The sequence below is a fragment of the Ketobacter sp. MCCC 1A13808 genome (genome assembly GCF_009746715.1).
Taxonomy (GTDB): domain Bacteria; phylum Pseudomonadota; class Gammaproteobacteria; order Pseudomonadales; family Ketobacteraceae; genus Ketobacter.
The window spans coordinates 260538-282829 of record NZ_VRKW01000004.1 but is presented as its reverse complement, the minus strand read 5'-3'; the positions used below and the strand labels follow the sequence as shown (position 1 = coordinate 282829).

Sequence of the window (22292 nt, the reverse complement as noted above, 5' to 3'; positions counted from 1 at the left end):
AGGATTGTAGGACAATATAGAGCAGATGAGGTGATGTGGTTATGAAACTCGATTCCATGTTAAGTGGTATGCCGGTCAAGGCGCGGGTCAAGGTGGAAGCAGCGGTGGACAATCTGTCCGTGGTATTGCAGATGCGTAATCCTAGGGTGCTCACCTCCATGGCGCCATCTGCGATGCGTGGTCTGGTGTTAAAGCAAGGTAAGAATGGCTCCAGTGTTCAGATGAAATCAGATCATCCGGTACAATTCGATTTCGACTATAAAATGGATTTTCCGGAGATGCGCAGGCTTTATCAGCGCGCGGTAGAAAACCAATGGAATGCGGATAAAGACCTCCCTTGGGAAACCGATGTTGATCCTGTGAACCCGGAAGTGCCGATTATCTCGAATGATTTCATGACCCCCGAGGCACTCAGGTCGCTGCCGGTCAAACTCACCGAACAGCAACGCTATGACCTGAATTATCATATTGCTTGTTGGATGCTAAGCCAGTTCATGCACGGTGAACAGGGGGCACTTTATGCGTCCGCTCAGGTCACCGAAAGCGTGGGATGGATGGAGGGTAAGTTGTTCGGAGGCAGTCAGGTGATGGACGAAGCCCGGCATTTGGAGGTGTTTTGTCGTTACCTTACGGACAAGCTGGGTAAACGTTATGAGATTAACGATAACCTGTTCGTGATTTTGGACGATTTACTGACGGATGCACGCTGGGATTTCAAATTCCTGGGTATGCAAATTATGGTAGAAGGCCTGGCGCTGGGCGCGTTCAGAACCATTCATAACATGAGCGAAGAACCTTTATTAAAGCAAATGCTCAAATACGTAATCCGGGACGAGGCGCGCCATGTTCATTACGGTGTGCTTGCGTTAAAGAAACATTTCACAGACTCGCTTTCTGAAGTTGAACGGCGGGAACGGGAGGATTGGGCTTTCGAAGTTGCGGTGTTGATGCGTAATCGCTTCATGGCTCATGAGATATTTGAGGAGTGGTTTGAAGGTACTATCAGTCGGCAGGCCTGGAATCAGCTTATTTCCACATCGCCGGCGATGTTGCAATTTCGCCGCAATATGTTTTGCCGGTTGATTCCAAATCTGGATTTTATCGGACTGATGTCCGATCGTATCCGACCCCACTATGCCCGCTTCGGTATGCTGGATTATCTGCAAGGTAAAAACGCGAGCCAACTGACAGAGGGTGAGATGATGGCGGATCTGCATTAAAGCCGGTTTGCCTTTGGAAATCACGCTGATCAATTTAAGTGCTAAATTAGATTGAAACATCTAATCAATGCTGCCATAAAGGAAATTGTGTAAATCTTCAATCCTGATGGGAGCACAATATGGCTAATGCGTTTGGTAATCTCAACGCCGACACGGCGAAAGAATGGGTGGAAAAGCTAGAGAAGCAATTGCACAAAGCTCAGGATCGCGCGACTCAAGCTCGTGATCAATTATTGGAAGCGCAGGAACGATGGCGTATTAAGGCAACGGCAACAGCCCAGGTGGCGGTCGAAAAAGCACACGACGCAGTGGAAGTGGCTGTTTTATTGGTTGAAGATACTCGCAAAGATTTGACTCAGGCAAAAATAGAAGCGCAGATCGCACAATTGCGGGAGCGCTTTTTTGAAACTGAACACAAGCTTCGGGAGCAGGTGATCGCAAAGGAAGAGGAGTTGCGTGCCCGCTTTGAAAAGGAACTGGAGGACGCTTACGAACGTGCCCGCAAGCAAATAGAAAGTGCCATGGAGAGCAAGTACGCAAAGAAGGTAAAAGCGTATACCAAAGCGTTTGAAGACCGGGTGGTAACCGCCGCGAAGCAGGTTGAGAAAAGAGAGCAGGAACTGCTCAAGAAAAGTGGCCTCACTCTGAGAGAAAAAAAGCCGGTTGCTAAGAAAGCGCCCCGCAAGGCGCCTGCAAAGAAACCCGCTGCGAAAAAAACATCCATCAAAAAGGCGCCCGCGAAAAAGACTGCGGCTAAGAAGGCCGCCGCCAAGAAGACAATGGCGAAAAAAACCGTGAAAAAAGCCCCCGCGAAGCGGACCACGGCAAAGAAAACAGCGCCTAAGAAAGCCCCTACATCCTGAGTTTCCTAATGTGTTTGGGAAGAAAAGCCGGTGCAATGAGCTAAATTGTCATTGAATTGGCTTGACCAAGCAGTCAGAATCTCTGCCTTATCTAATCAGATTTTAGAAATAAGAAGGAGATTCACGTGGCTGCTGCCTATATTGTTGATGCTGTTAGAACTGCTGGTGGACGAAGAAACGGGCGTTTGAGTAACTATCATCCCGCTGATCTGGGGGCTGTTGTTATTGACGCCTTGCTGGAGCGAACCGGAATTGACCCCGCAATGGTCGAAGATGTCATTTTTGGTTGTGTCAGCCAGATTGGCCCTCAAACCTTCAATATGGCCCGAACTGCCGTACTGGCGTCCAAACTGCCGGTTGACGTTCCGGGCGTAACGGTTGACCGCCAATGCGGTTCGGGTCAGCAGGCCATTCACTTCGCTGCGCAGGCGGTGATGTCCGGGAATCAGGATGTAATCATTGCCGGTGGCGTTGAAAACATGAGTATGACGCCAATCGGCTCGCCGCTCGCCATTGCAGCAAAAGCCGGTATGCGCACACCGTTTGACGGCGATATGATTTCCAGCCGCTATCCGGGCGTGGAATTCAGCCAGTTTGTAGGCGCAGAACGCATGGCTGAAAAGTACGGCGTAAGTCGCGAAGATCTGGATAACTTCGCTTTTCAAAGCCACATGAAGGGCGCTCAAGCTTACGATGAAAATCGCTTTGACTCTGAAATCATTCCTCTCACCGTGGAAGTGGAAGGTCAGTCTGTGGTGCACAACGTGGATGAAGGCTTGCGTCGTAATTCAACGCTGCAGGCACTGCAGGAGCTGCAACCGTTACAGGAAGGCGGCGTAATCACAGCGGGATCGGCGAGTCAGATTTGTGATGGTTCAGCCGCGGTTATGATCGTCAGTGAGCGTGCATTGAAACAATATGGCTTAACGCCGTTGGCTAAGATTCATGATATGACCGTGGTAGGCTCGGATCCAACGATGGTCCTGGAAGGACCAATTCCAGCCACTCACAAAATATTGCAAAGAACCGGCCTTAGTATGGACGATATCGCGCTGTATGAGGTGAACGAGGCGTTTGGCTCAGTACCACTAGCCTGGAGCAATGCTTTGGGGGCGGATCTGAGTAAACTCAACGTCAATGGTGGTGCCCAGGCCTTAGGCCACCCTTTGGGCGCAACCGGAGCGAAATTGATGGCTACCCTGACCTATGAGCTGCGTCGTCGTAAACAGCGGTTCGGGTTATTGGCGATCTGTGAAGGCCTGGGTACGGCTAACGCCACCATCATTGAAAACATGGATTTCTGATAATCAACAATAGTCCATAGAAATGGCAGGGCAAATTTGCCTTGCCATTCTCAATTCTGAACATAAAATACGATGTTCAATTGACAACCTGCCGTGAATCAGACACTTTCACCTGTTGGTCAACACGGGTTAATATCTGATATCGAATAGACTAAATTAATTCTTCCTTTTGCACGTGGAATCATCAACCTATACTGTGGAGATGAGCCTAAAGAATGTGCGCAATAATCAGTTGAAGGACGCGAAATCAATCCAAATGAGAGATAGTGGATTCCTGCTCAGGTCACTGCAGGATGGTACCGAGATCCCACTCGACCAGCGAAGTGCTTTGGTGGGACGGGAGCTTGAATGTGAGATTAGTCTTGATAGCGGACACATATCCCGCTATCACGCCAAGCTGACCCTGCTTGATGAGGGCATACAGGTAGAGGATCTAAACTCCACCAATGGTACTTTTGTTAATGGTACTCGTATCAATCGGACGGAAATCCTGCTCCCGGGGGACGAGATACGCTTTCACGAGATGGCGTTCAAGTTAATTTCTGCTCAGGATGACGGCATTTCCGATGTGATGTTGATTGATTCCATGAGTTACCCCGAATCGCAGCTTTCGGATTCCGGCTTTTCTGATTTTAACTTCTCCGAAGACTACGACCAAGATCTGTTTGGTGCTGCGGAACAGGACCCATCAGGCGCTGAACGCGAGCAAAAAAGGGCGAAAGAGGCGCAAAATAAGAATGATCCTTCCCGCGGTCAGAGTGCGCGAGCCAGAAAAAAAGCGCAACAGAATAAAGCGCCGCCTCGCGCTGACCAGACCAGTCAGCCTGATAGAAGCGGAAATTCTTCTCCAAATTCTTCGGGACAGAAGGCGCCGGGTCAAAAGCCATCGCCAGCTGCTGAAGTCAAAATTACTGAAGCCAAACTGGAAGATGCGCGCAGGAAGGCGGCACAGCTCGCTGCCGCGCGGGCGAATGCAGGCATAATCATGGATCTGCCGGAAGGGCAGGAATCGTTAGCCCAATCACGGCCGAAGCCGATTGACGTGACTGAGCAACCGCAAAAACCCAAGGCAGAAGAATTCAAGGCGCCGCCGGGGTTTGCCCGTTCCAGAGATTTTGATAAAGAGGACATGGGGTATCCCGATCTCAGTGTCCACTTGACTCAAATGCCGGATCAACAGGAGCCAAGTAAAAAGATTTCCACGGCTGAACTTCTGGTTAAACTCAACCAGAACAAAGCAAATGCCCCACAGTCTAGGGCACCGGAAACACCACGACGGGCAGTGGACGATACGAATGAATTGGCTGCATTAATGCCTGAGTTGCGTCGTGCCCAACAAAAAGCAGCGCAACATGAAAGAAAACCGGAGCCACCGAAACCGGCTCCGGAACCGGTCAATCCGTTTGCCGGATTACTGGAAGACGAAGAAGACGATGCTCCGGCACCGGTCAGCCGTAAACCGCCACCTGCGAATAAAGCGCCGGCTAAGCCGGTAAAGAATGCGAAAACCGCGAACACGGGAAAAGGCAACAGGATCGAGCCGAACTTTGATGACGGCGCTGATCTGATGGATATGGATGACATGAGCCTGCTGCAGGATCGGGCAGAGCGAATGGTGACCTCGCCGGATAACGGCAGTGGCCCGCGTATGGTGATGCTAACGGCGCCTGTGCGGGGTAAAGTATTTTCACTGATAGCTAAAAATAAGAATACCTGGACCATAGGCCGTGGGCAGGAGGCTGATTTTCGCATACTGGACAAAACCGTTTCCCCGTCTCATGCCCGCATTCGAAAATTGGGCTCAGATTGGGTGTTGGAGGCAGCCGAAGGGCAGAATCCGATAGCAATAAATAATCGCCCGGCGGAGTTCAGCACCTTGCAACCGGGTGACGTCATCCGGATAGGTCGGATGGAAATGATTTTCCGTGTTGATCAAAAATCCATTACGCCGGTGAAAAAGGAACCGGTGTTTCTGGCCTCCGGCCTTAATCTCGGTTTGTTGATCGGCGCGTTGGTTATTCTGGGTGTGACCTTGGGTGTTCTTTTAGTGTAAGAGAAAGTCCGTTCCGGTGAAGGGCGGGGGTTAGACCACCCGACCCTCATCCAAGCCACCAAACGCGGCAAACAGATCCTTACAAAACTGCGCTAATTCAAGCGACATTACGGCAAAATCCTGATCAAATTGCTGCGCCCTGTCTTCGGCATCGGCTTCATTGGCTTGATCTATTAATTTATCTTCAAACTTCAGTCGCTTGATTGATAAATCGCTTTCGATAACGCAGTGCAGGCTGTCATTCCAATTTACCGCCAGCTTGGAACAATGTTTACCGGATTCCAAAATCGTTTTCACCTCATCCGCATCCAGATCCTGAGCTTTACAGCGAATGACGTTGGCAGAATCGGATGGATTGCTCAGTTCGCATTCCTTTTCCAGTTCAAAGGGGGGATGGGCTGACTGCTCGCTCAACCAGTTCGTCATCACATCAGTGGGGACTTGTTTGGAAGCGGGAGGAATAACCGGAAGCGTACCCAGCGTGTCACGCAGGTGGCTCATAAACTGCTCGGCTTTATTGGCACTGGCGGCGTCGATTAACAACAGGTTTTCTTTTACATCAATATAACCGTATACACGATGGGATTTAGTAAATGCTCTTGGCAGTAATTCCAGCATCACATCGTCTTTTAATTTATCGCGCTCTTTACGAAAAATCTTACGGCCTTCTTTCTGTTCGATAAACTCTGCTTTTTCCTGCACGGCTTCCTTAATAACAGAAGACGGTATGACTTTTTCTTCCTTTTGAGCACACAGCATAATATTGCCGTTGCAAACGTGTACAAAGTCAAAGTCAGGATCGCCAGCGGCGCCGGAAAGTGGGGGAACCCAGCCGTATTTACTGACATCCTGGCGGCCGCAAGGATGGAAAGCCTTTTCAGCCAGCAATTCTGTTAATTTTTCCGAGTCAAAATCAAAGGGCTTGGTGAAACGATAAATGCGTAAATTCTTAAACCACATATAACCTGTCCGAACAAAATGGACGACGATTATGAGACAATCAGCGCGTTAATCCAACCCAAAATAGGTCTGCTTTTGAACTATCTTCGCAATCATCCCGAACACACCAAAACCGGTCTGCGGTTGTTATTCGCCCATGGCGCGGGAGCACCTATGGATAGCGGGTTCATGAATTTCTTTTCGGAAGCAATAAGTGCTTGCGGGGTGGAAGTAATACGGTTCGAGTTTCCCTATATGCAAAAACGCAGACAGACTGGGGGGAAGCGTCCACCGGACCGTATGCCGGTTTTATTGGACTGTTATCGTGAAGTCATCGAGCATTGGGGCGGGGCCGGGCAGTGTGTGCTCGCGGGGAAATCCATGGGTGGTCGTGTTGCCTTAATGGTATTAGCGGACCGTGGTGCGAAGGCTGCGGTGTCCATCGGCTATCCGTTTCATCCACCGGGTAGACCCGAGCGACTAAGGGCAGAGCACTGGTCGCAGATTCAGTCTCCCTGGTTAATTCTCCAGGGTACCCGCGACCCTTTCGGAAAACCGCAGGAGGTAGCGCAGTATCCGCTTCCGCAGTGCGCGCAGTTACGCTGGATTGATGAAGGGGATCACGATTTCAAGCCACGAAAGCGCAGCGGTCTGACACAGCAAACGCTGTGGGCACAGTCTGCTGAAATGGCCGCTAATTTTGTCATTAATTTGGAGCGAAAATGAATATAAGTGTATCCCGGATCTTGGTGTTATGTGCCCTGGTCAGCACAGGGCTGATGACCACCGGATGCGAAAAGCTCAGGGTGGAGCCGGTAAAGGTGAGTGGTGAAGCCATAGTTGGTCACTGGTATGCGGAGCAGAATCACAGTGCTGATTCAATCCATGCCAGACGTCGTGTCTATTTACAGATACGGGATGACGGGTTTGTCCGTTATTACAATTTGTTGTGTGAAACAGACCAGCAAAGCCAGATGACCCGTCGGCGTAGCCTGGAATTGGATTACACGCCGCTAAAACGGTTGAACCACAAAAAAATGCTTTTGCAACGTTATCCTTTGACACCGCAGTTTGAATTGACGATTGGTCAATGGCCTGACGGTAGCCGTATCGGACCGTCGGTTGCGGTTAATGCAGAGGGCTTAGATGACACGACCAGTGGCGATCAGTTCGAAGTGGATAATGTGTTGCTGCAGCGGATTCAGGAATCCGAAATCCCGGCTTTTCAGCAATGGCAGTGTGGATGACGGGTGTATCGGCTTTAGTGTGTTAACCACTCCAGAACGCCATGTGAGGTTGAAGTGAACAACAGGGTTTCCATCACCAGAAGTATAAGAAGGAACGACCAGCAAAAAACGCCAGACCGGTGAGGGGTTTCGGTTTCCAGTGCTGTTACCCGCTGCCGGGTTTCAGTAGCTGCAAACGAGGACAGTTGTATTTGTTTTGAGTTGCTGTCCGCGTTCTGCAGTAACTTTATGACAGCGGTAACCAGCGATTTGCTCTGCGTTTGATCGGCTGCCTCCAGGTCACAAACTTCTTCACAGGCCGCATTCAAATCGGCTTTGATGTGTCGCCTCAGTTTGTTTGGCCAGAGTGCGGTTGCAATGTGTAAGATCGTTTTGCGCAGATTATCTCCTCGTCTGGCATGACAGAACTCATGGCTCAGAACAACCTGCAACTGTTCCTTGCTGAGCCTGTTAAGTAAGCCTTTAGATACGAACACGGTGGGTTTCCATAGCCCGCTACACCAGGCCAACAGGCTGGTACTGTCTATGATACGAAATGGCAGCTGCTCCGGCGCAGAGCTTTGTTCCAGCGAAAGTGATTCTAAAGTCATCAGCTTACGTTGGGCGCGCTGTACCCGGTTGTACACCAGTGTGATAAAAACCATTAGCAGTAGGAATGCGACCGAGGCCATAGCGGCTCCAACGATGGATTCCCGGGTGATTAAAGGTGTGTGGGGGCTGCAATCGTTTTGGTGGCAATGTGGTGGCTGAAATAATCCGGTAAGTGCGGGGTGCATACTCAAGGCGACAACCCAGGCAGCGATAAAGGGAGGTAGCAGGCCATAAACCAGCAGGCTGAGAGCTCGCTCCCGGGGATGGCAGCGGCGGGTGGTTACGCGCATTAGGGGAAATGACAGCGCGGTCAGCAAGGAGGAAAACTGGGTGACAAAGAGCCAGAAGAAAGAAATCTCTGCAATCGTGCGCAGTGCTTCAATCACCTTCGTGTCCGCTGTCCGTGTTCGATGATTCGGCGGGGGTTTGGTTGATTGCTTCATTGAACCTGGATCGCAGTTCTGGATTTTCGCTGGCAAGATATTCCATAAACCCGGATATGACGGGCTCCATTTCGCCACTGCCCAGTTCATCGGCAATGTCTTTTAATAAATTGCTAATGATGCTGGTTTTGTCGACTTTAGCCCGATAAATGAACGCTCTTCCGCATTTGTTTCTTATTAGCAGGTCCTTGCGATACAGGCGCTCCAGAGTGCTTTGTACGGTGCTCAGTCCGATATCGGATTGTTTCAGATGATCCAGAACCTGTTGCGCAGACTGATCACCGCACTCCCACAGGATATTCAGTACAGCCAGTTCACGCCGTCCCAGCACGGGCATACGCGAGGCTTTACGTGTCAGTCCCAGCCACCCAATTAGCCCCTTAGTAGTTGATACCATTTAAAACCGATCCCTTATCGGTATTGGAATACCGTGTTACGTTTGCGCCCGCTTGGGAATGAAGTGTACTGAAAAAAAGGCCTTCTAAAAAACAATTTTTGATGATGCATCCAGAATCCGTGATCGTCCGTATATAGGTCAGTCCGCCGTTAGTGTGTGGTTGAGGGGAACCGTTTAATGAAAACAGTAGCAAAATTCAGTTTAATATTGGCAAGTGTCACCGGATTTGCAGAAGGCGCAGATCCGATTGCTGTTGAAGAAGTGGTCGTGGAAGGCCGCCGGGTGAATTTGGTGGGGGAAGCCGTATCGGCTTCCCAGGGTGAGATCAGTCAGGAAGAAATTAAATTGCGTCCCTTGCTAAGAACCGGCGAAGTGCTTGAGCTGGTGCCGGGTATGGTGGTGACCCAGCACAGCGGTACGGGCAAAGCCAACCAATATTTTATGCGCGGTTTCAATCTGGACCATGGAACCGAATTTTCCACTACGGTAGACGGTATGCCGGTGAATATGCGATCCCATGGCCACGGTCAGGGGTATACGGATCTTAACTTTCTTATTCCGGAAACTATCAGCAACATTAAATATAAAAAAGGGCCGTACTACGCTGATGTTGGAGACTTTAGTGGCGTGGGCAGTGCAGAAATGCAAACTGCCAATGAGTTTGACCAGGGCACTGTAGAGTTGACGTTAGGTGAGTATGACTATTCTCGCTTGCTGGCCACCAACAGCGTGAGTAGCGAAAGCGGTCAATGGCTATATGGATTGGAAGCTAATTTTAATAATGGACCCTGGACTGATATCGAAGAGGACATGGAAAAACTGAATTTGATTTTAAAGCATGCGCGGGAGGTGTCCGGGGGAACGTTGCAATTTACTTTGATGGCATACGACAATCAATGGAATAGCGCGGACCAGATTCCTCAGCGTGCTGTGGAGGCGGGTATTATCGATGATTTCGGGTCAATAGATACCCGTGTCGGCGGCGAATCCAGCCGTTATAGTTTCAGTACTTTATGGAGTAACGGGGCGTTTGAGGTGTCAGCATACGCAGTGCAGTACGACATGACACTGTGGTCTAACTTCACCTATTTTCTTGACGATGAAAACAGGGGTGACCAATTTGAACAAGTAGATGAGCGTTGGATATATGGCGGGCGTGCCAGCTACCTAATGAAGGATACAATCGCGGGTAAGAGCACGATAAATAAGTTCGGTACCGAATTGCGCTACGATGCCGTTGATGAAGTGGGGTTGTATCACACAGCAGCCCGGCAACGCCTGGGTGCTGTCCGCAGTGATGAATTGGATGAATTCAGTATCGGGCTTTATTGGGAGAACCAGATTTTCTGGAGCAGTGCCCTGCGCACGGTGTTTGGTCTACGGTATGACTATTATGATTTCGATGTCGCAAGCCGTATCCCTATGAACAGTGAAGGTGTTGATCTCAGCGTGAATGGCGGTCAATCAGATGACAGTCAACTGTCAGCAAAAGCCAGCTTGATTTATACCATAAACGAGCAGTGGGAAACCTATCTGTCGGCAGGACAGGGCTTTCACTCCAATGATGCCCGTGGTGCCACCATTCAGGTAGATCCGTTGTCGGGCGTTAATGTAGCGCAGGTAGACCCATTGGTCGCATCCTTCGGCTATGAGGCCGGGTTACGCGGCTTTTGGCATGAGCGATTAAACACATCTATCGCTTTGTGGCAACTGGATCTGGACAGCGAATTGCTGTTTGTGGGGGACGCCGGCACCACGGAACCGAGCCGTGAGTCCAGGCGTCGCGGCGTGGAGATCACCGCGTATTATCGCCTGACTGACGACTGGACACTGGATTTGGAATACGCTCATACCGATGCGGAATTTGTCGGCAACGATGCCGGTGGTAATCATGTGCCCGGGGCGATCAATGATGTATTGCAAACCGGCATCAGCGCAGACTTTGATAATGGTTGGTTCGGTAGTGCGCGGTTGCGGTATTTCGGCGAGCGGACGTTGGTGGAAGACGGTTCAATTACTTCGGACCCCAGCACCGTTGTTAACTTGCGAGCCGGATATCACTTTGCCAGCTGGACCTTAACAGCTGATTTGTTAAATGCGCTGGATAGCGATGATCACGATATTGACTACTATTATGAATCACGTTTGACCACTGAGCCATCGGGTGCAGGGATTGAGGATATTCATTACCATATTCTGGAACCACGCACGCTCCGGATTTCATTGGCACTGGAATACTGAGTCGTTGGCCGGAAGGGGTAGATGCCCGCGCCCGGTTTCAACCGAGTCGGGTTGTGGCCTCTGCAGTCGGTAAAATTGCGGAGGTCACACGACTTTATTGGAATGCGTTTTAGGCAGCGAGTAGTGTTTCGCCCACAAATGTAGATAGCGTTGCTTTTCAGATTTCCAGATGGCATCACTCCAGCCTAACTCTTCCTGACAAATGGTTTTTATGCTGTCCAGCTGGCTGGCTGCGCCGCCAGGAATCAACAACCCCAGCCGCGTGCGGCGTAATAGCAGATCATCTAAATGAACGACCGCCTCCTGCCGTGCAGCCCACCTTAGTTCTGCCAAGCAGAAGCGGGTAGTGGTAATGGGTCTTAATTCTCCGCCGCGAGCATTTTGTTTAATCTGAAGAGAATAGTTTCCATAGCTGCCTATCAAACGCCGTGATAGGCCTGGATTATCTAATGCCAAATCGCGCTCGGTTGTGGTGGCGGTTTCCAGCGGAGGGCTATTTTCGTCCACCGTGACTTCCGGCTTTATGTTTTGCAGGATAATTCCAATCACATCCAGTGCGATAAGGCGGAATGTAGTCAATTTTCCTCCGCTGACACTGATCAGGTTTTTATCCTGCCATACTTTATGTTCCCGCTTTTCTTTGGACGGCGGTTTGCTGCGATCTTTACTGATCACAGGCCTTACACCGGCGTAACTTGAAATGATGTGTTCTTTTTGCAAATCGCTGCCTGGAAATTGTTGCTTTACCAGGGTTAAAAGATAGTTCAATTCAGCTTGCGAGATTTCAGGCTCAATGGACAGGCTGGTCTTGTGATCCAGGTCGGTCGTGCCAACAAGGGTGGTTTGTTCCCAAGGCAAGATAAATACAGCGCGTTTATCTTGCGGGTGAAATAAAGTTAGCGCATCGGTTACTGGCGCATACTGATGAGGTATGACAATGTGGCTACCCCGAAGCGGGCGGATAGTTCGTTCACCGCTGACCGGCTCGCGCAGGCTATCACTCCAGGCACCGGTCGCGTTAACCACCGTGCGCGCTCTAATATGCAATGATTTTCCGTTGGTTATATTGTTGACCTGGACACCGGAGACATTATCACTTTGATCGAGTAGCAGTTTTTGCACCTGCATATAATTGCCGGCCAGCGCGCCCTGGTGCAAAGCCGCATGCAGCACCCGCAACACCAGCCGTGCGTCATCCGTAACGGCATCGGTGTAATAACTGGCACCTTTCAGATTGTCAGCATTTAGCGCGGGAATCCTGAGTTTGAGTTTTTTTTCATCCAGATACCCATGGGAGGTCGTTCCGGCCAATTTGTCGTAGATTGCCAGCAAACTATTCAATACCAATTTTCCCGGCAATTGCCCTTTGCGTATTGGGAATAGAAAATCCATTTGTTCGACCAGACCGGGAGCCGCTCTTAACAGGTGATCACGTTCTTGCACTGACTGCTTAGTCAATTTAAGATCGCCCTGGGTTATATAACGTAAACCGCCATGCACCATTTTGGTCGTTCGGCTGGATGTACCCCAGGCAAAATCTTTTTGCTCAAATAAGACTGCGGACAACCCGTGAAGGGCGGCTTGGTATAAAATGCCCGCCCCGGTGATTCCTCCACCAATAATCACCACATCCCACGCATCCTGCTTGCGGGTCAGGGTATTCCAAAAGTCTTCACGATCAATCAGGCTGGTCACTATCCGCTTCCCTGGGAGTGGTGGTTTTTCCATGCTTATGAAAGATGGTACCTTTCAGTATAACAGTGGATTTGCGTTACATCGGCTTTCCAGGTGTGCTTGTTGCGGCGTTCAGTTTTGCGCGCAGTGCAGTCAGTCCGAATGTTTTGCTCAATATGTTGTCGCGTATCGGTTGGGGCAGCCAGCGCCCGAGCAATGACAGAGAGCGGCTTCCGTTTCCGATCTTTTTTACGGCGACGGGATGCGGCTTTTGCATTTCATTTAGCAAATCACTGACGAATACTGAGGTTGGGGTCGGGTTGTTCTGTGAAGCGCGTGCGCGCTTTTCGATGTGCTCTTTGATACTAGAATACTTGGAATGTGCGGAAAATGTTCTTTTGAGTGAAGCTTCTGCATTTTGCCCGAAATCCGATTCGATGGCACCGGGCTGAACCGTCATGACATGGATGTTAAACGGCGCCAGCTCCATGCGAAGGGCATCGGAAAGGGCATGCACGGCGGATTTAGTGGCGCAGTAAGCGCCGGAAAAAGGCGTTACAAAGATTCCGGACACCGAGCCGATATTGACAATCAAGCCATCGCCTTGCTCCTGCATATGTGGCATACAATGCCGGATCAGGCTCATCGGCCCGAACACGTTGGTTTGAAATTGCAATTCCAATTCTGCCGCCGGCATCTCTGCCAGTGGCCCCATTGCACCGTATCCGGCATTGTTGACCAACACGGCCACCCGGTTTCCGTCTGCTTCTATTTTGGCTATGGCCCGCCCTATACTGTCTTCCCGGGTGACATCCAACTGCAGTGGCAGGATACCCTTGGCGGCTAACGCCTCCACATTATGCAGACTTCGGGCGGTGGCATAGACCCGGTACCCGGACACGGCCATTGCCAAAGCCAATTGTTTGCCTATGCCTGTGGAGCACCCTGTTATAAGCACTGTTTTTCTCATAATCTGTTGTATCCATCTGAATAGTTGAGAGTTTTTCTGATTGTTTCGGGATCTTCCGGGGCTCGAGGTCCGGCATTTTTTACAGACTGCTTTACCTTTACGTAAACGTTAATTAATATGGTGAAACTGTTACCCGGATACCCGAATGTAAAATGAAAAAGCAATACAGCATTAGTGAGCTGTCGAAGGAATTTGACATTACCACAAGGGCGATCCGTTTTTATGAGGATCAGGGTTTGTTGTCGCCGGAACGGGATGGCCAGAAACGCATCTATAGTGCCCGTGACCGTGTGCTGCTTAAACTGATTCTGAGGGGTAAGCGATTGGGGTTTACCTTATCAGAAAGCCGTACCCTGTTCGAAATGTACGATCCGGATTCCGGTAATGCCAAACAGCTTCAACAATTCCTCTCCATACTGGATGAGAAGGAAGTAATGCTTGATCAACAGCTGCATGATATTGAAGTAATGAAGATAGAACTCAAGGAAGCCCGGCAACGTTGTATGTCTGCTCTTGAGCAAAGTAATTCTTCCATGGCTTCCGAATAACCGTCAATTGAACGGCTATTGCAATCTAACAATAAAGGTTAACCGCAATGACCACTCTATATCCCTCTCTAAATTTCGGTTTCGACGAAACAATAGAAGCGCTGCGCGAGACCACACATCGATTTGCACAAAGTGAAATACTGCCCCGTGCCGCGCAGTTGGACAAGGACAATCAGTTTCCTGCCGACCTGTGGAAAAAATTCGGTGACCTGGGTTTATTGGGCATTACTGTAGATGAGCAATATGGTGGTAGCAACATGGGCTATCTCGCGCACGCCATTGCCATGGAAGAAATCAGTCGGGCTTCAGCATCGGTTGGTCTGAGCTATGGTGCACACTCCAACTTATGTGTGAATCAGATACATCGAAATGGCAGCGAATCCCAGAAATCAAAGTACCTGCCTAAACTGGTGAGCGGTGAGCATGTCGGTGCGTTGGCGATGAGCGAACCCAACGCGGGGTCAGACGTGGTCAGTTTGAAACTTCGCGCCGATAAAAAGGGTGATCGGTATATTCTAAACGGTAATAAAATGTGGATTACCAACGGCCCGGATGCCGATACCTATGTTATCTATGCAAAAACGGATCTCGATCAAGGTCCACACGGCATTACCGCTTTTATCGTTGAACGCAACAGCAGCGGATTTAGCCGGTCACCCAAACTCGATAAATTGGGCATGCGAGGTTCCAATACCTGTGAGCTGGTATTCGAAGACTGCGAAGTGCCCGAAGAAAATATCCTGGGGCAGTTAAATCAGGGCATAAAGGTGCTGATGAGCGGATTGGACTATGAGCGGGTGGTGTTGTCCGGTGGCCCAACCGGAATCATGCTCGCCTGTCTTGACATCGTTCTACCTTACATTCACGAACGGCAACAGTTCGGCAAAGCCATTGGCGAGTTTCAGCTGATGCAGGCCAAAGTCGCTGATATGTATACAACGACTAATGCAAGCCGGGCGTATCTTTACGCAGTTGCTCAAGCGTGCGATCGAGGCGCTGCGACCCGCAAAGATGCGGCTGCCGTTATTTTATATACCGCAGAAAATGCTACCCGTTGCGCGCTGGATGCCATTCAGGCATTGGGTGGTAACGGTTATATCAATGATTATCCCACCGGTCGTTTATTGAGGGACGCCAAGCTCTATGAAATAGGCGCAGGCACTTCTGAAATCCGTCGCATGCTGATCGGCCGCGAATTATTTAACGAGACACACTGACATGAGTATATTGAATAGCAAGGTAAACCCACATTCAGAACAATTTGGTCAAAACCAGCAAGCGATGCAGTCTCTGGTAGACGACTTGCGTACGCGGGTAGCGAAAATCAAGCAGGGTGGCGGTGAGCAAGCCCAGCAAAAGCATTTGGCGCGGGGCAAACTGCTGGTTCGTCAGCGCATAGAGTGCCTGCTTGATGAAGGATCGCCGTTTCTTGAAATCGGTCAGTTTGCGGCTTGGGATATGTACGGTGAGGACGTACCTGCAGCGGGCGTTGTTGCCGGAATTGGCAGAGTCCATGATCACGAATGTATGATTGTGGCCAATGACGCCACCGTAAAGGGCGGAAGTTATTATCCGTTGACCGTGAAAAAGCATTTGCGGGCTCAAACCATCGCCGAGCAGAATCATCTTCCCTGTATTTATCTGGTGGACTCCGGCGGCGCAAACCTGCCGTTGCAAGATGAAGTTTTTCCGGATCGTGAACATTTTGGACGCATTTTCTTTAATCAAGCCAGTATGTCAGCCAAGGGTATTCCCCAGATTGCCGTTGTAATGGGATCCTGTACTGCCGGCGGTGCCTATATCCCTGCCATGGCCGATGAAAGCATTATTGTGAAAGAGCAGGGCACTATCTTCCTGGCAGGACCGCCACTGGTTAAAGCGGCAACCGGTGAAGTAGTCAGTGCAGAAGATCTGGGTGGTGCAGACGTTCATTGCCGTACCTCAGGAGTAGCCGACCATTTTGCTGAAAATGATGAGCACGCCCTGTCGTTGGCTCGCAATGCGGTAAATCGCCTAAACCGTAAAAAAACCCTGCAAACGGACGTTGTGGAAAGTGTGCTGCCCAAGTACGACCCTCGGGAAATCTACGGAGCGGTGCCACCTGATCTTAAAACGCCTTATGACGTGCGCGAAGTTATTGCACGCACGGTGGATGCTTCCGATTTTGACGAATTTAAGGCGTTGTATGGCACGTCTCTGGTCTGTGGTTTTGCCCGAATCTGGGGGTTCCCGGTGGGCATAGTAGCGAATAACGGGATCCTGTTCAGTGAATCTTCACAGAAGGGTGCGCATTTCATCGAGCTTTGTGCACAACGAAAAATTCCGCTGCTGTTTCTGCAGAATGTAACCGGTTTTATGGTGGGGCAGAAATACGAATCCGAGGGGATTGCAAAACACGGAGCCAAAATGGTGACAGCGGTTGCCTGTGCGCAGGTTCCCAAGATCACCGTTATCACCGGTGGCAGTTTCGGCGCCGGTAATTATGGTATGTGTGGGCGGGCCTACGACCCCCGCTTTCTGTTTATGTGGCCGAATGCGCGTATATCTGTGATGGGCGGTGAACAAGCGGCAGGCGTGATGGCGCAGATCAAAAAAGATAATTTTGAAAGAAAAGGGGAACATTGGGCGGAGTCGGATGTTGATGCTTTCAAGCAGCCTATTATCGAGACCTACGAAAAGCAGGGGCACCCTTATTATGCCAGTGCGCGGTTATGGGACGACGGTGTAATTGATCCGGCACAAACCCGAGATGTCGTTGGGCTTTCTATCAGTGCTGCACTGAACGCGCCTATTCCGGACACGCGATTCGGCGTATTTAGAATGTAAGGTGTGATAGTAGAACCCATGACGTGATTAATGACACCGCCGTTGCGATAGCGGTAATTGGTGTATCGACAGAGGGCCAGGAAGGAGTTTGCTCTTTTAAGCAAAAGCACACACTGACCTGGTTAGAAGAAGGGAAAAATAAATGAGTAACGATCCGGTCTCTTTTAAAAAAGTATTAATCGCAAACCGTGGCGAAATTGCGTGCAGGGTAATTAAGACCCTAAAGCAACTCGATATACGGTCAGTGGCAGTCTATTCCGATGCCGATGCCAACGCGCAACATGTGTTGTTGGCCGATCAAGCTATTCACATCGGCCCGGCACCGGTAAGCGAGAGCTATCTGGATATGGAGCGAATTGTGACGGCAGCGACTTTGTGCGGAGCCGAGGCGATTCATCCAGGCTATGGTTTTTTGTCTGAAAATCCACAGTTTGCCCAATTGTGTGCAAATAACAATGTCGTGCTGATCGGTCCACCTGCATCGGCAATGGTGGCAATGGGTTCGAAAGCGCAGGCTAAGGCCATCATGGGAGAGGCCGGGGTGTCACTGGTTCCGGGATACCATGGTGAACGGCAGGAAACGGAATTTCTGAAGCAAGAAGCCAGCCGTATTGGCTATCCCGTGCTGCTAAAAGCCTCCTACGGTGGCGGAGGTAAGGGCATGAGAACGGTCTTTAAGGAGACCGATCTGGAGGACGCAATCCAGTCCTGCAAGCGCGAATCCAAAGCTTCTTTCGGTAATGATCATTTAATCATCGAAAAATACATCGTAGACCCGCGTCATGTGGAGATTCAGGTGTTTGCTGATCAGCAAGGCCAGGTGGTGTATCTTTTCGAGCGCGATTGTTCCATACAGCGTCGTCATCAGAAAGTAGTGGAAGAAGCGCCAGCCCAGGGGTTGGATGAGTCCACCCGTCAACAAATGGGGCAGTCTGCTGTCCAGGCGGCGAAAGCCATCGGCTATGTCGGTGCGGGTACTGTTGAGTTCCTGCTGGATGCCAACGGTGACTTTTATTTCATGGAAATGAACACCCGTTTGCAGGTAGAGCATCCGGTGACCGAAATGATCACCGGCCAGGATCTGGTGGCTTGGCAGGTTCAGGTCGCGGAGGGGCATCCACTGCCTTTAACTCAGCAACAACTGACCTTGAGCGGGCACAGTATCGAGGTCCGAATCTATGCCGAAGACCCGGAAAATGAATTTTTGCCTTGTACCGGCCAGATTCATTCGCTGCAGTTGCCGCAAGCATCCCGTCATCTGCGAGTAGACTCCGGGGTAGTGAGCGGTGACGAGATCAGTGTGCATTATGATCCTATGATTGCAAAGCTGATTGTCTGGGATTATGACCGGATGCGGGCCGTGCACCGTATGGAAAAGGCGCTGACCGAATTTCAAATTGCCGGTCTCAAAACCAACCTACCGTTTTTATCCCGTATTATTAAACATCCGGCGTTTACTAAGGGGATACCGACGACGCATTTTATCGATGAGCAACACGAAGCGCTACTCGTCTCCAAGCAGGCATTGACTGCAGCTGATTTTGTCATGGCTGGTTTGTATCAGGTGTTGAGCGCAGCCAGTCAATATCAGGACGGCCCCTGGAGTCAGTTACACGGTTGGCAATTAAACGGCAGCGACGATCACCAATACGATTTTTTGAATGAAGGTGACGTTGTAACGGTGAACATCGCAAAAGTACAGCAAGCGGCGTCGCAGGCTCGTCGCAATGCTGGCGTTTTCGAAGTGGTATCCGGTGATCAACGCTATACCGTATCGGCGCAACTGGTAACACATGAAAACGTACAGCGGTTGCGACTTTCCGGTGACATCGTAAAAACGGTTTCTGTTTTTCAGCATGAACATCAGATAACCTTGTTCGACGAAGGCACGGTTAAAGTTGTCGCGCAAAAGCAACTACAATTGAGCGCTGCCGAGGCCGGCACTGACGCACAGCTAAAAGCACCCATGAACGGCCGTATCGTTAAGGTCTTGGTCAGCGCCGGGGATTCGGTGCAACCGGATGACGCCCTGGTAATCGTTGAGGCCATGAAAATGGAACACACTATCCGGGCCCATAAGGCAGCCCAAGTATTGGAAGTGATGTTTGCCGAAGGCGACTTGGTGAGCGAGGGTGATCAGTTGATTGAGTTGCAATTAGAGGATGAGGAAGCAGAATGACCCAAAGCACCGGGAAATCCACATCAACGCCAATCTGGCAACCTGTGCAAACTCAGATTGAGCAGACTCGGATGTGGGAATTTATGCAACTCGTGAATCAGCGTTTTGACGCGGGGTTGGAGAACTATGCTCAACTTCATACCTGGAGCATAACCCATACCGCGGATTTCTGGTCGCTGGTTGTTGAAAACTGCGGGGTTAAGATGACCCCGGAAGCTGCTGAAATAGCGTCTGCGGAAGTGGTAGATGATGTGTCTCGATTGCCAGGGGCAAAATGGTTTCAGGGAGCAACATTAAATTTTGCAGAGAACCTGCTGCAGGCAGCATCAGATAAAACGCTAGCAGCCAAGCCAGCGTTGATTTTCCGCGGGGAAGACAAGCGCCGGGAGAGTATCACCTATCAGGCGCTCTATAACGAAGTTTCGAAACTCGCCGCCTGGCTCAGACAGCATGATGTTCAACCCGGCGATCGAGTTGTCGGTGTCATGCCCAACTGCATCGAAACCGTGATCGCAATGCTGGCTACCACCAGCTTGGGTGCCATCTGGTCTTCTTGCTCTCCGGACTTCGGTTTAAACGGCATTCTGGATCGGTTCCAGCAAGTGGAACCGAAAGTGCTTTTTGTGGTTGATGGATACCGGTACGCCGGTAAATCCATTTCGTTGAGTGAGCGCATCGAAAAGGTGAAAGCCAACATCAGCTCATTACAAAACGTGGTAGTGGTTCCTTTTCTGAATAGCGGTGGTTTGCACGAGAGTAATCTTGATGCGGTTGATTCTACTACGGTCTGTTATGCCTCCATGATGTCCGAACTGTCACCCTCCGTAATCCATTTTGAACCGGTGAGCTTCGATCATCCGCTTTATATTATGTATTCATCCGGTACTACCGGAGTACCTAAATGCATTGTGCACTCTGTTGGTGGGACTCTTTTGCAGCACCGCAAAGAGCACCAGCTGCATTGCGATCTTCGGAAAGAGGATGTTTTCTTTTATTTCACCACCTGTGGTTGGATGATGTGGAACTGGTTGGTAACGGGGTTAGCCGGTGGAGCGACATTGGTGCTGTATGACGGTTCACCCTTTCATCCAGGCCCAAGCGCGCTAATGGATCTTATCGACGAGGAAAATATAAGCCTGTTTGGCACTAGTGCAAAATACATCTCTGCTCTGGAAAAGGCCGGCGTCAAACCCGTTAACAGCCATCAGCTACGGTCGTTGCGAACCATCTTTTCCACCGGCTCGCCACTGGCGCACGAAAGCTTTGATTACGTCTATCGGGATATAAAATCGGATTTGTGCCTGTCTTCAATTTCCGGAGGCACGGATATTGTGAGCTGCTTCGCCCTGGGTAACCCGGTGCTGCCTGTGTATCGAGGTGAGCTCCAGTGCGTCGGGCTGGGTATGAACGTACAAATATTCAATGACGATGGCAAAACGGTACTGAACGAAAAAGGGGAATTGGTTTGCGCTGGTGCATTTCCTTCCTGTCCCGTTGGCTTCTGGAACGATGACGATAACAGCAAGTTCTTCAAAGCGTATTTTGATCGGTTTGAGGGCGTATGGGCACACGGTGATTACGGTGAGATCACCGAGAGAGGGGGCGTAATTATATATGGCCGCTCTGATGCAATTCTAAATCCGGGTGGTGTGCGCATCGGTACCGCAGAAATTTATCGCCAGGTTGAAAAGCTGGATTATATTCTGGAGTCGGTCGCAGTGGGCCAGCAATGGCAGGATGACGTACGGGTTATACTGTTTGTTCGAATGCAGCCTGGTGAAAAATTGAGCGAAGACCTGGTGGCTGAGATCAAGCAGGTGATTCGTAGAAATACGACGCCCCGTCATGTACCGGCCAAGGTGATTCAGATTGAAGATATTCCGCGCACCATCAGCGGCAAGATTGCGGAGTTGGCTGTGCGTAATATGATTCATAATGAGGCAGTCAAAAATACAGACGCACTGGCAAATCCGGAAGCGTTAACTTTATTTGCTGATTTGCCTGAGTTGCGCGTTTAACGACTCGGTTTAAATGACAAAATTGCCCCCGCGTTCTATCCTGGTGATAGAGTTATGCTTGTCAATTTTTGCTGGTTTAAAAGGAGTTTAAATAAGTGGGTTATTTCGATTTGCTGCATCGCAACAAACAAAAACTACCGGATGCTGAAGCCGCGTTACCAGGGCGCGCAACGCCGATGTCGCTGGATCCCAACCATTTTGTGTTGGGCACCAAAATGGTGCCGCCATTTCTCGACACATTATCAGTTGTTTATTTTGGTATGGGGTGTTTTTGGGGGGCGGAAAAAGTGTTCTGGTCACTCCCGGGTGTGCACACTACGGCCGTAGGGTATGGCTCCGGCATAACCCCCAATCCAACTTATGAAGAAGTCTGTTCCGGTATGACCGGACATAATGAATTGGTGATGGTGGTCTTTGACCCTGACAAAATCCAATTTAGCCAGTTAGTAAAAGTTTTTTGGCAAAGCCACAATCCCACGGAAGGAATGCGGCAGGGAAATGATATTGGTACTCAGTACCGATCCGGCATTTATTTTAGCAAGTTGAGTGATGCCGAACTGATTGAGCAGGCGAGAAGCAGTCAGGAACAGTATGACCAACTATTGGCAAAAGATAAAAAGCATAAAACCACTTCTGAAATTCTCAGCGATATAACCTTCTATTACGCCGAGGAATACCATCAGCAATACCTCGCGAAGAACCCCCAGGGATATTGTCCGAACCACACCTGTTCAGCCACGGGGTTGCCCCGTTTCGTTTAGTATGGCGTAAGCGTGTCA

Annotated in this window: 18 protein-coding genes; 13 read left to right on the top strand and 5 right to left on the bottom strand. The window is 50.2% G+C overall.

Annotated features, from left to right (window positions below; translation table 11 throughout):
• The first annotated feature begins 41 nt into the window (after positions 1-41).
• From FT643_RS10575 to FT643_RS10560, 4 genes are all read left to right on the top strand, one after another.
• Positions 42-1220 carry a ferritin-like domain-containing protein gene (locus FT643_RS10575; protein WP_156871358.1) on the top strand — a complete coding sequence of 393 codons (1179 nt, stop codon included), beginning with the start codon at positions 42-44 and terminating at the stop codon, positions 1218-1220.
• Positions 1221-1339: 119 nt separating this feature from the next.
• On the top strand, positions 1340-2083 hold the full coding sequence (locus FT643_RS10570) for a hypothetical protein (protein ID WP_156871357.1): 744 nt from the start codon (positions 1340-1342) through the stop codon (positions 2081-2083).
• A gap of 125 nt (positions 2084-2208) precedes the next feature.
• Positions 2209-3387 carry an acetyl-CoA C-acyltransferase gene (locus FT643_RS10565; protein WP_317621999.1) on the top strand — a complete coding sequence of 393 codons (1179 nt, stop codon included), beginning with the start codon at positions 2209-2211 and terminating at the stop codon, positions 3385-3387.
• Between the two features lie 256 nt (positions 3388-3643).
• Positions 3644-5440, top strand: coding sequence for an FHA domain-containing protein (locus FT643_RS10560; RefSeq protein WP_198043476.1), 1797 nt, complete (start codon positions 3644-3646; stop codon positions 5438-5440).
• Between the two features lie 30 nt (positions 5441-5470).
• Here the strand turns inward: FT643_RS10560 and rdgC are convergent, their stop codons facing one another.
• Entirely contained in the window at positions 5471-6400 is a 930-nt protein-coding gene (gene rdgC, locus FT643_RS10555; RefSeq protein ID WP_156871355.1) for a recombination-associated protein RdgC, read from the bottom strand.
• Between the two features lie 18 nt (positions 6401-6418).
• Between rdgC and FT643_RS10550 the strand changes: the two genes are divergently transcribed.
• Together FT643_RS10550 and FT643_RS10545 are read left to right on the top strand one after the other, a co-directional pair.
• Positions 6419-7105 (top strand): alpha/beta family hydrolase, encoded by a 687-nt coding sequence (locus FT643_RS10550; protein WP_232340077.1) that lies wholly within the window; start codon positions 6419-6421, stop codon positions 7103-7105.
• Complete coding sequence (locus tag FT643_RS10545; protein ID WP_156871354.1) at positions 7102-7626, top strand: hypothetical protein; 525 nt, start codon at positions 7102-7104, stop codon at positions 7624-7626. The genes FT643_RS10550 and FT643_RS10545 overlap by 4 nt, the downstream gene beginning before the upstream one ends.
• Positions 7627-7640: 14 nt before the next feature.
• Here FT643_RS10545 and FT643_RS10540 read toward each other — a convergent pair whose 3' ends face one another.
• Together FT643_RS10540 and FT643_RS10535 are read right to left on the bottom strand one after the other, a co-directional pair.
• Complete coding sequence (locus FT643_RS10540; RefSeq protein ID WP_198043475.1) at positions 7641-8603, bottom strand: M56 family metallopeptidase; 963 nt, start codon at positions 8601-8603, stop codon at positions 7641-7643.
• Positions 8596-9057, bottom strand: coding sequence for a BlaI/MecI/CopY family transcriptional regulator (locus FT643_RS10535; protein WP_156871352.1), 462 nt, complete (start codon positions 9055-9057; stop codon positions 8596-8598). Before FT643_RS10535 ends, FT643_RS10540 begins: the two co-directional genes overlap by 8 nt.
• A 177-nt stretch (positions 9058-9234) precedes the next feature.
• Here FT643_RS10535 and FT643_RS10530 point away from each other — a divergent pair, with 177 nt between their 5' ends.
• Positions 9235-11298, top strand: a complete 2064-nt coding sequence (locus tag FT643_RS10530; protein WP_156871351.1) for a TonB-dependent receptor — start codon at positions 9235-9237, stop codon at positions 11296-11298.
• An 84-nt stretch (positions 11299-11382) separates the two neighbouring features.
• On the opposite strand, the gene FT643_RS10525 is transcribed toward FT643_RS10530, so the two are convergent.
• Together FT643_RS10525 and FT643_RS10520 are read right to left on the bottom strand one after the other, a co-directional pair.
• Complete coding sequence (locus tag FT643_RS10525; protein WP_198043474.1) at positions 11383-12993, bottom strand: glycerol-3-phosphate dehydrogenase/oxidase; 1611 nt, start codon at positions 12991-12993, stop codon at positions 11383-11385.
• A gap of 76 nt (positions 12994-13069) precedes the next feature.
• Positions 13070-13942, bottom strand: coding sequence for an SDR family oxidoreductase (locus FT643_RS10520; RefSeq protein WP_156871349.1), 873 nt, complete (start codon positions 13940-13942; stop codon positions 13070-13072).
• 152 nt (positions 13943-14094) lie between these two features.
• On the opposite strand from FT643_RS10520, the gene FT643_RS10515 reads away from it, so the two are divergent.
• The 6 genes from FT643_RS10515 (at position 14095) to msrA (ending at position 22274) form a co-directional block, all read left to right on the top strand.
• Positions 14095-14490, top strand: a complete 396-nt coding sequence (locus FT643_RS10515; RefSeq protein WP_156871348.1) for a MerR family transcriptional regulator — start codon at positions 14095-14097, stop codon at positions 14488-14490.
• A 47-nt stretch (positions 14491-14537) separates the two neighbouring features.
• On the top strand, positions 14538-15707 hold the full coding sequence (locus FT643_RS10510; protein WP_156871347.1) for an isovaleryl-CoA dehydrogenase: 1170 nt from the start codon (positions 14538-14540) through the stop codon (positions 15705-15707).
• 1 nt (position 15708) lies between these two features.
• Complete coding sequence (locus tag FT643_RS10505; protein WP_156871346.1) at positions 15709-17316, top strand: carboxyl transferase domain-containing protein; 1608 nt, start codon at positions 15709-15711, stop codon at positions 17314-17316.
• A 142-nt stretch (positions 17317-17458) separates the two neighbouring features.
• Positions 17459-19495 (top strand): acetyl/propionyl/methylcrotonyl-CoA carboxylase subunit alpha, encoded by a 2037-nt coding sequence (locus tag FT643_RS10500; protein ID WP_156871345.1) that lies wholly within the window; start codon positions 17459-17461, stop codon positions 19493-19495.
• On the top strand, positions 19492-21513 hold the full coding sequence (locus FT643_RS10495) for an acetoacetate--CoA ligase (protein WP_156871344.1): 2022 nt from the start codon (positions 19492-19494) through the stop codon (positions 21511-21513). The genes FT643_RS10500 and FT643_RS10495 overlap by 4 nt, the downstream gene beginning before the upstream one ends.
• A gap of 95 nt (positions 21514-21608) precedes the next feature.
• Positions 21609-22274 (top strand): peptide-methionine (S)-S-oxide reductase MsrA, encoded by a 666-nt coding sequence (msrA, locus tag FT643_RS10490; protein ID WP_317621998.1) that lies wholly within the window; start codon positions 21609-21611, stop codon positions 22272-22274.
• Positions 22275-22292 lie beyond the last annotated feature (18 nt).

Bases quoted from the DNA above. Each gene is read 5' to 3' on its own strand.
- FT643_RS10575 (WP_156871358.1), top strand. From the start codon at position 42: ATGAAACTCGATTCCATGTTAAGTGGTATGCCGGTCAAGGCGCGGGTC.
- FT643_RS10570 (WP_156871357.1), top strand. From the start codon at position 1,340: ATGGCTAATGCGTTTGGTAATCTCAACGCCGACACGGCGAAAGAATGG.
- FT643_RS10560 (WP_198043476.1), top strand. From the start codon at position 3,644: ATGAGAGATAGTGGATTCCTGCTCAGGTCACTGCAGGATGGTACCGAG.
- rdgC (WP_156871355.1), bottom strand. From the start codon at position 6,400: ATGTGGTTTAAGAATTTACGCATTTATCGTTTCACCAAGCCCTTTGAT.
- FT643_RS10550 (WP_232340077.1), top strand. From the start codon at position 6,419: ATGGACGACGATTATGAGACAATCAGCGCGTTAATCCAACCCAAAATA.
- FT643_RS10545 (WP_156871354.1), top strand. From the start codon at position 7,102: ATGAATATAAGTGTATCCCGGATCTTGGTGTTATGTGCCCTGGTCAGC.
- FT643_RS10535 (WP_156871352.1), bottom strand. From the start codon at position 9,057: ATGGTATCAACTACTAAGGGGCTAATTGGGTGGCTGGGACTGACACGT.
- FT643_RS10530 (WP_156871351.1), top strand. From the start codon at position 9,235: ATGAAAACAGTAGCAAAATTCAGTTTAATATTGGCAAGTGTCACCGGA.
- FT643_RS10520 (WP_156871349.1), bottom strand. From the start codon at position 13,942: ATGAGAAAAACAGTGCTTATAACAGGGTGCTCCACAGGCATAGGCAAA.
- FT643_RS10515 (WP_156871348.1), top strand. From the start codon at position 14,095: ATGAAAAAGCAATACAGCATTAGTGAGCTGTCGAAGGAATTTGACATT.
- FT643_RS10510 (WP_156871347.1), top strand. From the start codon at position 14,538: ATGACCACTCTATATCCCTCTCTAAATTTCGGTTTCGACGAAACAATA.
- FT643_RS10505 (WP_156871346.1), top strand. From the start codon at position 15,709: ATGAGTATATTGAATAGCAAGGTAAACCCACATTCAGAACAATTTGGT.
- FT643_RS10500 (WP_156871345.1), top strand. From the start codon at position 17,459: ATGAGTAACGATCCGGTCTCTTTTAAAAAAGTATTAATCGCAAACCGT.
- FT643_RS10495 (WP_156871344.1), top strand. From the start codon at position 19,492: ATGACCCAAAGCACCGGGAAATCCACATCAACGCCAATCTGGCAACCT.